This is a genomic window from Pirellulales bacterium, assembly GCA_036490175.1.
Classification (GTDB): domain Bacteria; phylum Planctomycetota; class Planctomycetia; order Pirellulales; family JACPPG01; genus JACPPG01.
The window spans coordinates 1-12,527 of the sequence record DASXEJ010000309.1 but is presented as its reverse complement, the minus strand read 5'-3'; the positions used below and the strand labels follow the sequence as shown (position 1 = coordinate 12,527).

11 protein-coding genes are annotated in these 12,527 nt (G+C 62.0%); 4 read left to right on the top strand and 7 right to left on the bottom strand.

Translation table 11 applies throughout. The features are described 5' to 3' along the window. Positions 1-197: 197 nt before the first annotated feature. A complete protein-coding gene (locus tag VGG64_23885) occupies positions 198-662 on the bottom strand; it encodes a CBS domain-containing protein (protein ID HEY1602666.1) in 465 nt (154 codons plus the stop codon). Positions 663-1,426: 764 nt separating this feature from the next. Here VGG64_23885 and VGG64_23880 point away from each other — a divergent pair. Next, a complete protein-coding gene (locus VGG64_23880; GenBank protein ID HEY1602665.1) occupies positions 1,427-2,524 on the top strand; it encodes a PEP-CTERM sorting domain-containing protein in 1,098 nt (365 codons plus the stop codon). Positions 2,525-2,565: 41 nt separating this feature from the next. Here the strand turns inward: VGG64_23880 and VGG64_23875 are convergent, their stop codons facing one another. Continuing rightward, positions 2,566-3,411, bottom strand: a complete 846-nt coding sequence (locus VGG64_23875) for a hypothetical protein (GenBank protein ID HEY1602664.1) — start codon at positions 3,409-3,411, stop codon at positions 2,566-2,568. Positions 3,412-3,582: 171 nt separating this feature from the next. Between VGG64_23875 and ribB the strand changes: the two genes are divergently transcribed. Next, on the top strand, positions 3,583-4,800 hold the full coding sequence (ribB, locus tag VGG64_23870) for a 3,4-dihydroxy-2-butanone-4-phosphate synthase (GenBank protein HEY1602663.1): 1,218 nt from the start codon (positions 3,583-3,585) through the stop codon (positions 4,798-4,800). A gap of 219 nt (positions 4,801-5,019) precedes the next feature. After that, positions 5,020-5,457, top strand: coding sequence for a hypothetical protein (locus VGG64_23865; GenBank protein ID HEY1602662.1), 438 nt, complete (start codon positions 5,020-5,022; stop codon positions 5,455-5,457). Positions 5,458-5,543: 86 nt separating this feature from the next. Here the strand turns inward: VGG64_23865 and VGG64_23860 are convergent, their stop codons facing one another. From VGG64_23860 to VGG64_23840, 5 genes are all read right to left on the bottom strand, one after another. After that, positions 5,544-6,482 (bottom strand): CHAD domain-containing protein, encoded by a 939-nt coding sequence (locus VGG64_23860; protein HEY1602661.1) that lies wholly within the window; start codon positions 6,480-6,482, stop codon positions 5,544-5,546. A 118-nt stretch (positions 6,483-6,600) separates the two neighbouring features. Next, positions 6,601-7,725 (bottom strand): TlpA disulfide reductase family protein, encoded by a 1,125-nt coding sequence (locus VGG64_23855; GenBank protein ID HEY1602660.1) that lies wholly within the window; start codon positions 7,723-7,725, stop codon positions 6,601-6,603. A gap of 246 nt (positions 7,726-7,971) precedes the next feature. Then, on the bottom strand, positions 7,972-8,748 hold the full coding sequence (locus VGG64_23850; protein ID HEY1602659.1) for an SDR family oxidoreductase: 777 nt from the start codon (positions 8,746-8,748) through the stop codon (positions 7,972-7,974). Positions 8,749-8,796: 48 nt separating this feature from the next. After that, a complete protein-coding gene (locus tag VGG64_23845; GenBank protein ID HEY1602658.1) occupies positions 8,797-9,798 on the bottom strand; it encodes a prepilin peptidase in 1,002 nt (333 codons plus the stop codon). A gap of 103 nt (positions 9,799-9,901) precedes the next feature. Further along, the gene (locus VGG64_23840; protein HEY1602657.1) at positions 9,902-11,734 is read right to left on the bottom strand and encodes a UbiD family decarboxylase; all 1,833 of its coding nucleotides are present in this window, start codon (positions 11,732-11,734) and stop codon (positions 9,902-9,904) included. A gap of 157 nt (positions 11,735-11,891) precedes the next feature. On the opposite strand from VGG64_23840, the gene VGG64_23835 reads away from it, so the two are divergent. Continuing rightward, positions 11,892-12,443, top strand: a complete 552-nt coding sequence (locus VGG64_23835) for a DinB family protein (protein HEY1602656.1) — start codon at positions 11,892-11,894, stop codon at positions 12,441-12,443. The last annotated feature ends 84 nt before the right edge of the window (positions 12,444-12,527 follow it).

Genomic DNA, 12,527 nt, shown 5'->3' with positions numbered 1-12,527 from the left:
GGTGGCAGCAATCAATTCCTTGACAGGCTTCTGAGTGTGTGTGTTCTCGCGAGGAGAGACTCCGGTACTCGTGGCCATCGACTCGATGTTCCTTAAATAGAGGTCAAACGCTGGAGAGTACTGTGACTCGTCGGAATTATTCGGAGGCGCTCGGAGTGCGGGCCAGCGACCGCGGGCGCCAGGGTGGGAACAAAAATCTACGGCCCTTCGCGTTGTTGCGTCACCGGGTAAGGCACGGGCGGGAGGTTGTAAATCGTTTTCGGAAAATGCTCGACAAGGTAGTGGACAATGCCGGAAACCTGCACGATGCCGACGGGCTTGCCCAGGTCGTCGACAATCGGCAGACGTCGGTAGCCGCCGGTCGCCATCTTTTGTACGGCCGCACCGACCTTCTCGCCGGATCGAATCGAAACCGGCTGGGGTGTCATCACCGTCTCGATCGCGCCCGACAAATCCATGTCGTTGGCCATGACTCGCAAGGCGTCACGCTCGGTGAAGACGCCCACCAGCGCACCGTCGCGGCAAATCAAGGCACTCGGACGATTGCGCTCACGCAGCAATAGTAAGACGTCACGGATCGGCGTCCCGGGCTCAACGCATAACGGTGCAACGGGACCGGCGTGGTCGACGGATTCCGTCATCAGATTGAGCTCGATGTCCACAGTCCGTACCTCGAACAGCAGACCGTGTATCCGCCAGGGCGTGTGCGGATATGCGGAGGGCTACGTGCGGCCAAGCTAAGCTGGCGTTCCGTCTGGTCTCGCTGCGATGCGGCGGGAATAGCGACTACACCACCCTACGGTGGTCGAATTTGCTACCTGCGCCAACATTAACACCCACGTGAATCGGCAACAAGCGGCCCGGGCTCGAAATATCTTCAGTAAACGTCAAATCCGGGCGGTTAATCGAATGTACCACGATCCATCGTCCGGTTGAACGTCAGTTGCGGGGTTTTAAGAATGGGCGAGATTTTGGCCGCCGCACCGGCCTGAAGCCGCGAATTTGCTTACAGAACTGACAGCCGGGGCGTTGCCAGCGTGGGAGATGGCCAAGCGCCGCACGGCGGTTGTGGGGGTGGCGTCGGGGCCAGCTTGGGACCGTGGGGCGGATTCGCATGCCCACGCTTGGCGTGGGCATGGCACCCGGTACTCGGCAATGCGCCCAGACCGGTGTTGCCAGTAGCCCCTTGGCGATTTCTTGCTATCGGCTCTCGGCGAGGTTAGCTTTTCAAGCACGTTGCCCAAATCTCGGAGCACGCCACTGGCCATCCTCTGCCGCCGACCGCGACGCGATCGATCGCGTTTGTTCTCTCGCGATCCATTTCTCGTCGACTTTCTAGCGCGATCCCGTTAATTCCCAGGCGCTATTGTACGCGCCTGCTACACGCACTGGACCTTTCCGAGGTTCCACCAGGGCACTTGTTTGCATGGCATCAAACGAATCTTCGTGTTGCGGGCGTGGGTTCTTTCCCATTGTGTTTGCCGGCGCGTGGCTCGTGATCATTTGTGTACGGGCATCGGCGGTTCATGCAGTCACGCTCAGCCCTGGCGACGTCGTCATTGGCGCGGAAATCGGTTCTACCGACACCGACTACGGGCTAATAGTGGTTGATCCTGTGACCGGCGACCGGACGATTCTGTCAGACAACACGCATGGCACCGGACCTACTTTTTCCGGCACTATCCCGTCAGTCACGTTCGCTTCTGACGGAAGTCTACTAGTCGGGGCGAACGGGCTGATGCGGGTGGACCCTGCGACGGGAAACCGCACGATCATCAGTTCGCCATCTGTCGGCACGGGACCGTACGATCAGTTTACCGCAGCTCGCCAGGTGGGCAGCCAGATCATTCTCTCGGGCGGAAGTTTGCTAAATGTCGACCCTACGACGGGCAATCGGACTCAGATCCCCGGAGCCTCGCTAACCTCGACATTCGCCGTTTACGGCTTCCTGCCCAATGGCAGTGACCTGATCATCGCAAACGAAGCCATAAACTCTGTCGAGCGGCTCGACCCCATCACCGGAACTACTATTGTCATATCAAGCAACACAGTGGGGAGCGGCCCATTCGTCCCACAAGGTAAAAACCTAACTGATGTGGAGTATGGCCCTTCAGGCAATCTGTACATTGGCACCACCTACGCTGGCGCAGGAATCATATCCGTTAATCCTGTGACCGGAGATCGCACGCTCGTCACGGGAATCGGCGTGGGTACCGGACCGTTTTTTGGGGGTGACGGTGGCCAAATCGGAGTCGCCGCGGATGGCACGCTCTACGAGGGAGGTTTTTTAGCAAGCACTTTGGTTCAAGTCGATCCGGCGACCGGAAATCGCACGATCCTTTCCGACGCAACGCACGGCACCGGTCCCCTCTTCAAACAGTTAACCGCAGCGTGTGCCGTGGTGCCCAATGTTCCCGAGCCCTCGACGATCATTCTCGCAACGCTCGGTGGGCTTGCCATGCTGGCGTATGGCCGTCGCAAGCAGACTCGGGCACGAAATAGCTTGGCACGCAACAAGCTTTGATTATCGATTCGAGCGGTGGAGGCTGGCTGCTTGATCTGTGACTACTCAGCATCCTCGTCCGGGACTTCGATCCTTCGGCCGTAGAACTTCGACAGGTCGATGCCCCCCTTCTGCTCCTCCTCCATCAGTTTCAGCCGCGTCTCTAGCCGTTCAATTCGACGTTGCAGATTCGGCAGAATCTGCCGGCTCTCGTCCACTGGTTTGAGGCGCGGCACGGCCGGATAGTGCAGGTGCCGCTCCAGGGCCGAAAACAGCAGCAGCGGGTCCTTGTGACGGTTCGCTAGCGCGATGCGCCCTTCTTTCACGCCAAACAAGGCCGGCTTGTCTTCCTCGGCGGTTTGGCCTGCGCGAGCGCGCCTTTGCACGTAATGTTCGCTGCGGACGTAGACCAGGTCGGCGAAGTCGATCAGCCCGATCTGACGGCGCACGGTTTTGATCCACTCGCGCCACGCTTCGTCGAACATCGGGTCGGCGGCGATCGCATCCAGGCCACGATCGTAGCCCAGGCGGTTGCGCGACACGCATTCAAACTGATAGAGAAAAATTCCCTGCCGCGTGGCCCCTTCGGCGCGATAGGTCGCTTCGCGTTCGAGTATCGCCAACGCCACCGTAAAATCGAATTTGCCCCGTTCCGACTCGGCCATCTCGACGACGAACGTTTGGAACGGGGTAAAATAATGGGCCAACCGCGCCATGGCCGGCGCAAAGACGCCGGCCAGGTTCAACTCGGCCGCCAGAAAGTCGATCGCCATCGGCAGCTTCGTCGTGGCCAGGATCTCTTCGCGTACCGATTTCAGCAGGTCCTGGGTGGCGATGTTTTGCTGGGCTCGTTCGCCGAGAATGCGAAAGAAATAGGCCTGCTCGATGTATTCCTCACGATCCAACATGAGATTCCCTGCGGTTTTGCACGACGACTAAACGCAGCCGGGTCCGATCCTTTCGGTGACGGCTGGTGTCGCAGCATCTATAATAAGCTATCGCGATTTTTGGGGTATTTTTTGCCGCCGGCGGCGAGTCCCTTTATTTTCCGTCGCGGCTGGCGATCTTGGGAGTTGAGCATGACCAGCGGTTTCTCGTCCATCGAACAGGCAGTCGAGGCCATTGCGGCCGGGCGCCTGGTGATTGTGGTTGATGCAGAGGATCGGGAGAACGAAGGGGATTTTATCTGTGCCGCCGAGAAGGCGACCCCCGAGGTGGTCAATTTCATGATCACACACGGCCGCGGCCAGGTCTGTGCGCCGCTGCTGCCCGAGGTCTGCGAGCGGCTCAAGCTGGCCCCCATGGTCGAGACCAATACCGCCCCACTGGGAACGGCCTTTACGGTGCCGGTCGATCATCGCACGTCCAAGACGGGCATCACCGCCCAAGAGCGCGCTACGACGATTCGGGCCCTGGTGGATCCGCGCAGCATGCCCAGCGATTTTGTGCGCCCCGGGCATCTGTTTCCGCTGGTGGCCAAGGAAGGGGGCGTACTACGCCGCGCCGGACATACCGAGGCCGCGGTCGATTTGGCGCGGATGGCGGGTCTAGCGCCGGCCGGCGTACTGTGCGAGATTCTCGACAGCTACGGCAGCCGAGCCGATCGCACGGCGTTGTTTGCCCTGGCGCGCCAGCATCACCTGGAAATCATTTCGATCGAAGAGTTGATTCGTCACCGCCGCCGCAGTGAGAAGCTGGTCTATCGATTGAACGAGCCGGCCCGCCTGCCCACGCGGTACGGCATGTTCGACGTGATCGCCTACGGCGTGCGCTACGAAGGCCAGGAGCCGATCGTGCTGGTGATGGGGGATCTCTCCAAGGTCGCGGCGCCCTTGGTCCGTTTGCACTCTTCGTGCTTTACCGGCGACTTGCTCAGTTCGTTGCGTTGCGATTGCGGCGACCAACTGCAAATGGCGCTGCAGATGATCGGCAGCGAAGGGGCCGGCGTACTGGTGTACTTGCCGCAAGAGGGACGCGGCATCGGATTGATCGAAAAGCTCAAGGCCTACCGCCTGCAGGATCAGGGGCTCGACACGGTCGAGGCCAACCTGGCGCTCGGCTACAAGGCCGACACCCGCGACTACGGCGTGGGCATCCAGTTGCTCAAGGACCTGGGGCTGACCAAGGTGCGGCTGCTGACAAATAATCCGAAAAAGACGGACGCCTTCATCTATGGCGGCTTCGACCTGCAAGTGGTCGACCAGGTGCCGATTTTGCCCCCCATGAACGAGCATAACGCGGGATATCTGGCCACAAAACGCGAAAAACTCGGGCATCAATTGCCCGAGGGGCCGTAAATCGGCCTTCGGCGCCGTCGGACGATTTGACGGCCCATCATTACTGACGTAAGTATCCGTTGGCGGCCGATCATCCCTTCTCCGGCTGCCGAGCGTGTCTCTACGCAAATCGAATTCGGTTCCTTACGCCTATCCCTCGGGCGCTTTTGTTTGTTCACCGGTTGTTGGACACGGTTCAACGAGTCTGGCTCGATCCACGTTCACTGGGAGAAGCACACAATGGCAACGGTTTCGACGGCCCCTGCGGCGGTAAATGTCATCGGGCGCGGACACACTCCCGATGCCGACGTGGCGACCAGCGTGCGCACATTGCTTGCCAGCAGCTTTCCGAGTGAACGCATGGTCGAGCGCCGCCGGGCGCACCGTTACCCTTATCCGCATTTGATCGTGCTCACGCCGGTCATGCCCGATGGCAGCACGCAGGTGGGCCCGCCCGTAGTGGCAGCGGGCAAGCAGATCTCGGAAACGGGACTAGGGTTTTTTCATCCGGCTCCGCTGCCGTTCCGCCGCGTGATCGCCTCGCTCGAGCAGGGTCCTGACCAATGGGTCGGCTTCTTGATGGATCTGCACTGGTGCCGCTTCACCCGTTATGGCTGGTACGAAAGCGGCGGCCGATTTCTAGAGATCGTGGCCTCGCCGCTCAACGGCAAGGCTTGAGCCGCCCACTCGACACGGCGCGCTTAGCGTGTCATGGGGACCGGAGCGCTGCCGCGCTCCGGTCCGTGTGCTGAGGGTGAGGCGGTTTAGGCGTATTTCTCGCCGGGATGCGCGGCTTGTATCGCCAGGGCCTGATCGAAGCGCTGCCGCAGGTCGTCGGCGCGCTCGGGCGTCCACCAGCGAATGAAATTCTGCCGCGTGGTGGCCAAGGCCGCTTTTTCGATGTCCGCCAATTCGCGCAGAGCCTCGGTCTCGGGCTCTTTTTCCCAAGCCAGCAGCCATCCCTGAAATCGCTCCAGGGCCGCGGCGTGATCGTGAATCTCGCCCAGCCGGGTCTGCACGTCTTCGACGATCGGGTACAGGCTTGTGCGAAAGTCGGCGTCGAAGGCCGCGGCAAAAACTTCCATCGAATACCGCAAGTGCTTGGCCGTGATGCGAAAGCGGTGCAAGGCGACCAGATCGGCGGTGTCGCCGGCGGCGGCCGTGAAAAAAGGTTCAGCCACGGTCCGCAGGCAGCCGGCCGCTGCCGCGGCAAAGCTTGGCTCCTGCCCGGGGGCGCGCCAATGGACGCGTTTGACGATTTTATCGATACGGTCGGCGAACCGCTTGCGACGCATTTTGGTGCGCACCTTCCGCACCGGCGCTTGCGCGCGATCGCGGTAATGCTCGACACGCGCCAGCAGCGCCTCGCGAGCGGCCGTGCGACGCTGCTCGACCCAATCGCCGATGCGCCGCCCCAAGACATCGAGATCGCGCGCCTCGCCCGCGGCCCGACGGATCTTTTTCAATTGCCGATCGAGTCGTTCGGCGTCTTTGTCGGCCAGCAGCGGACGAAAGATTCGCAGTAGCGCAACGGCACGACGCGTGGCCACCCGCAGTTGATGGACGTACTCTACGTCGCGATCGCTCTTATGCGCGGCCAGCGGAAGATAGTAGGCGACCGTTCGCAGCCTGGCGCGCAACGCCTCGCGCGTGGCACTCGAAACAGGCTCGCCAGGCAAAGTGCCTTGTAACCACTTTCCCATTCGCACGCGCGACTCCTCCCACGTTAAGACGATTTCATCAAATCTTTTCGGGCGAGCACGCCAGGTACTCGCCGGCAGGCGGCATTAACTAGGCAGGCGCCCGCCCGCGAAAACGCGATCACTTGTCCGGTGGCTGCGCATTCTTTTCAGTAAACAATTGCGCCAGTTGCTTGGCCAGTTGCGGACCGCGCACGTTTTCAGCCAGTACCTTGCCTTCCCGGTCGACCAGAAATGTAGCCGGAATGGCTTGGATTTTGAATTTCACGGCCAAGGGATGTTTCCAGCCCCCGGCCTCGCCCTCGCTAAACAGGTTGGGCCAAGGGATCTGCTCCTCGCGCAGGAACTGCTCCACGGCTTCGCGTTCCTGATCGAGGCTGACGCCGATCACTTCGAAACCGCGATCGTGATAGGCTTCGTAGTTCTCTTTCACCGCGGGCATCTCGGCCACACAGGGGCCGCACCAGGTGGCCCAAAAATCCACGAGCACTATCTTGCCCCGATAGGCGTTCCAATCGAGCGGCGCGCCATCGACCAGCGTGCCCGAGAGTTCCAGCGGCTTGCCGATCAAATTCGGTGGCTTGGTCCCTTGCTCTATCTTGTGACCGTAACGGGCCAGTTCGCGATCGTTGCTGCGCGCGAACAGTGCGCCGAAGTCGCGATAGGCATTTTGGGCCTGCTCGTCGCTGGCCAAACGGTTGATGATCCGCACCGTGCTCGACGCCAGTCGCAGATCACGTGATTGCGGCGTCTGGGCGGTGAAATAGGTCCGCACTTCGTCCAGTAGCGCGGGAAGCTGCTCGGGAGTTAAATCGTCTGCCGCCAGGACGCGCTGTTCCAGATCGAGGAACTTCACTTCGGCAGCAATCTTCTGGCGACCGTCGCCACGAATCGTGGCCAGCAGGTCTTTGATCTGCTGATCGGCCGCGGCGTCTCCTCGGCAGGCCTTGTAGTGTAATTCACCCAGCTTTTCGACGAGCGCTGCCGACTTCAATGCGGGGTCGGCATCCGTGGCCAGGATGCGGTCGGCGGCGTCGAGAATCGCTAGCGAGAAGCCGGGCCGCGAGCGAATGCTCTTCGGCTTGTTCTTCATGCGGTCGATGAAGTCGAGCAGGCCGTCGGGCGAGAGCCCTTCCCGCGCGAGATAGAGCCTGGCCGAATCGTCTTTGGATGCCGCGGCGTCTTCGGCGCGGCTGGACCAAGCGATCGACCACCACGCGGCGAGCGCGAGCGCCGGGAGCAGCACGAGTAATCGGCTCCTCCAACATGCGGACATCGCGATACCGCCTTTCAAAACGTTCCGTTCAATCACCGGCAGCAGCCAGCGTAGCACGATTTTCGGAAGATTATGCACCGGAGGTGCCAGCCAATGGCGGCATCCCTGAAAACACCCTCTACTGCGGAAACGGCCCGCGCAGCCCACGTCTTTCGCGTGCGAATACCGGGTTGCCCAGCAGTGCGATTGTCGATGGCGTCACCCTACAACCACGGCTCACGCAATACCGTGGATGGTCCGGCCGCCATCGACCGGCAGGCAGACGCCGGTAATGTAGTCGTTCTCCAGGAGGAATACGACCGCATCGGCCACGTTTTCGGGGCGTCCTTCCCGACGTAGCAAAGTGCCCGCGATTGCCGACTCTCGTTCGTCGGCTGACAAATCGTAAGGCAGCATGACCGGGCCCGGCATGATGGCATTCACGCGAACACGTGGATTGCGGCTGGCCAGTTCAGCGGCGAAGCTGCGCGTGAGTGTCGGAATGGCCCCCTTGGAGGGGAAATAGGCGGCGTAATTCAAATACGGCCGGGCGATGGCCCAGTCGCCAAAGTTGACGATTGCCCCGCCGCTAGGCTGCTGGACCATGAGCAGTCCGATTTTTTGGCAGCACAGGAACGTGGCCAACGTGTTGATCTCGAAGTTCCGGCGGACGTCATCGGCCGTAACCTGCTCGAGCGGTTTCGGCTGCCAGATGGCGGCGCAATTCACCAGGGCATCGATGCGGCCGAACTTTTCCTGCGCGCGGCGGATCATATCGTTGATTGCAGGTTCATCGTGCAAATCCGCGGCGACGGCCAAAGCCTCGGTGCCGCGGGCCTGTAGCTCGGCGGCCGTCTCCTGCGCCTCAGCTACAGAACGATTGGCGTGAATCACCACGCGATAGCCGCGGGCAGCGAGCGTGCGCACCACCACATTGCCGATGCGCGGCGAACCACTGCCGGTGACGAGCGCCACAGGTGCACCGGCGGCCTGCGAGGTGGATGCATCGTTCACGCTGTGTCTCCCGTCGTCGAAAAACAGATCACATGATCGTGGTAAGACTCAAAGCGCTCTTGCAGGGATCTTCGGCCGCAATCGTGCGATTGCTGCTAGCGCCACGCTGGCGCCGACTGTCACTGCGCTCGTAATGCCAATCTGCTCATTCGTGAGATAGGTTCCTGGCCAGGGCAGTTCCGTTAGGGGCCGCCAAACGAGAATGTGTGCGAAGGCCATGCAGGCCGTCACTGCCGCCGGGTAGGCAAACGTGCGGCCGGCAGCCAAAGCGGCCAGCCGCAGCCCCAATAACAAGAGCGCCGCGGCGCAGGCCGTGGTCAGCGCCGCTTGCCAGCCCAGAAACGCGCCGACGAACGTCAACACAAGCATCACAAAGCTGCAACCGGTCCATAGACCACCGCGACCGCCGTTCCAGCCCACGTTGACGATCCATCCTATCGCGGCACCGCACAGCGGCCCAATGCACTCGGTTGTAAGTTGCGAGAGCCAAGCCGGCTCTGTGAGCCACCCTCTGCCCGCGGTCAAAAACGGTTGCAAGTCCGGCATGTTAAGCAGCGGCGGCAGCATTCCAGCCAGCAGCCCCGCAATGACGAACCCACGCGGGATGCGCGCGCCGTCGCGTTCGAATAAAGACGCCACGATCAAGAAGGCGGCTAACAACGCGTGATAAACCCACACGTACAGCAACGACTCTAGCGAAACGAACGCGATGCCGTCCCCGCCTGGCACCGCGCTGGGCAGATTCGCGCCACCGCCGGCCAATTCCACCCACGCTAGCGCCGCGAACGCCGCGCCGGTGAGGAACTCGACGATCGGGTAACGCGCCGCGATGTGCACCCCGCATGTGCGGCATCGCCCCCGCAGCCACAGCCAGCCGAACACCGGCACATTGTCGCGCAGCAGTATCGGCTTCTTGCACTGCGGGCAGTGCGAACCGGGCCAGGAGAGGCTCATCCTGTTGGGCATACGCCATGCCACTACGTTCAGAAAGCTGCCGACGCAAGCCCCCACGACAAAGCACCAGCCCAGAATCAGCAAGGGGACGAGCATAGGGATTCGCGTGTCTTGTCGGCAGGCGTGGCGGCTTGTCGGACGTTGCCCAGGTTGGCCGGTACGTAGCTGGCGGACAGGGGCCGCCGATTCCGTGTCGCACTCAAATAATACCGTGCAGCGGTCCGCCGGGCGCACCCAATCGATCGACGCGCCGCGTGACTTCTGGGTCTTCGAGTAGCGGCGGCGCGTGGTGCGGCTTGATGCGTGCGTCGATCACCAGCGATCCGCTGCAGCCCCAATGCTTCTGCTCGCTAGTGGCGCCGATCCCTTGGATATCGGCGGCCGGGTTCGAGCGCGTGAAGGTGACCCACAAAAAGTTGCTTAAGGATCGCGCCGCGAACTCGCTATCGTCGACGATCACCAGCAGGGGGAACCGATTGATGGGGTCGGTCGCATTGTAGGATGCGGTGAACTCCTCGATCGCTGTGTCATGCGTGACGCTATGTTTCGACCCGCGCACGACCAGCACGCCTGGCAGCGCCAGGTGTGGCTCGGCAAAGCTGGCCGGCAGCCTTAGGTCTGCTGGGATTGCAGTCGGCAGCTCGCGCACCGTGGGGCCGGCCGCGGCGATCACGACTTTTGAGCCCTCGTTCAGCCCACTGCCCGAGTAGTCGAGCGTGTCGATCGTGGTGCGCGTTTGAAAGTGCAAATCGCGCCGCCAATCCACCCGCGCGAGCAGATGCGTGAGGAATCCGCCGATGTCGTGAATATCGAGCCCCGGTTGATCCTCTTCGGCCACGATCAGCAGGTACTTGGCCAGCGACATTTGCCCCTGGCCCAATAGCGCGTTGGCCTGCGTAAGCAGCTCCTGCGGCTGCCGGCGCTCGTTGTAGGGGGCGTAACGCTCGCTGCCGATCGCCAGCAGCAGCGGGTGGACACCGGCCGCATCGACCGCGTGTACGCCGCGGATGCCAGCGACCAGGGTCGGAACGACAGGCCCGGTTAGCTCGTGAATGAACGCGCCAAAGCTGGTGTCCTCTTGCGGTGGCCGTCCCACCGTGGTGAATGGCCAGATGGCGCCAGGACGATGATAGACATGCTCTACGCGCAGCACGGGAAAGTCGTGGGCCAGCGAGTAGTAGCCCAGATGATCGCCAAAGGGTCCCTCGGGCAATTGCCGATGGGGTTCGACGAACCCGCTGATGCAGAAATCGGCTTCGGCATGAATCGGCAAGCGGGCGGCGGGGTAGACGAGCGGCACGCGCCGGCCGCCGAGCACACCGGCAAAGGTCAGTTCCGGCAAACCCTCAGGCAGCGGCATTACGGCGGCCACGGCCAGGGCCGGCGGCCCGCCCACAATCACGTTCACGCGCAGCGGTTCGCCGCGGCGGATCGCGGCCGCATGATGTACCCCGATGCCGCGATGAATTTGATAGTGCAAACCGACTTCGACATTCTTCCGGTATTCGTTCCCCCCCAGCTGCACGCGGTACATGCCCAGGTTCGATTTCCGCCAGCCCGGCGCGTCGGGGTCTTCGGTATAGACCTCGGGGAGCGTGACAAAGGGGCCGCCGTCTTTGGGCCAACTGGTGAGTTGCGGCAGTTGATCGACCGTCGTTTCGTGCGCGAGCACGGCTCCGCGACGCACGCGCTTGGGGAGCATGTGCAGGGCCGCACGCGCGGCCGGCAAGTAATGCCACGGCCGCCGCGCGGCGCGGCCGGGGTCGACCTTCAACTCGACCAATCGAGAAACGGCCGCGAGCGTGTCGCGAAAGATATAGCGCAATCGTTCGAGCGTGCCGAATAGGTTGCTGACCATCGGGAAGGGAGTGCCGCGGACGCGCGCGTAGTAAACAGCTGGACCTTGCGCGGCGTACACGCGGCGCTGGATTTCGGCCGCTTCGAGATAGGGAGCGATTTCCTCTTCGATGCGCACCAGGCGGCCCGTGCGTTCCAGATCGGCAATGCAAGCGGCAAGTGTGCGATAACCCATGGTGGGATGATAACGGTCCGAGGCGATTGGTCGACAGGGGCATGCCACGCGGTTGTGCCGGCCGACGTGCTGACGATGCGGGGCAGATGTAGAATTCTAACCCACGGGGCGCGAGCATTCATAACAGACGGCAGTCATTTCGACGGGGAAACACGTGATGACAACTGCAAAATTGGCACGGCCCACGGCCGACGAGTTCGGCGGCGGCTTCGCAAACTATGTCCCTCTGGTGCCCGAGACGCATATCGAGGATGTGCTGGCCCGGCAACTCGACGAGTTGTTGGCGCTCTTGCAGCCACTCTCGGAGAAGCAGGCGATGACGTTGCACGCGCCCTACACCTGGACGATCAAGGAAGTCCTCGGGCACGTGACCGATTGCGAACGGATCTTCGCCTATCGCGCGCTACGCACGGCCCGCGGCGACCAGACGCCGCTGGCGAGTTTCGAGGAAAACGAGTACGCCCGGCAGGCGCATTTCTCGACCTACCCACAGCAAGGGTTGGTGCAGGAGTTCGAGCATGTCAGGCGCGCCAACCTATTTCTGTTCGAGCATCTGGACGACGACGCCTGGCTACGGCGCGGCACTTCCGGTGGCGTCGTGATGAGCGTGCGGGCTTGGGCGTACGTGATCGTGGGGCACGCGCGGCATCATGAGCGGATCGTGCGGACCCGGTTGCAAAGTTGCGGACCCTTGGTGTGGTCTTCGTGAAGACTGGTTCACCACGGAGACACTGAGGCACGGAGACGGGCTGATCGGTGGGACGGGCGAAGTGCGCACAATTGATGCGAATTT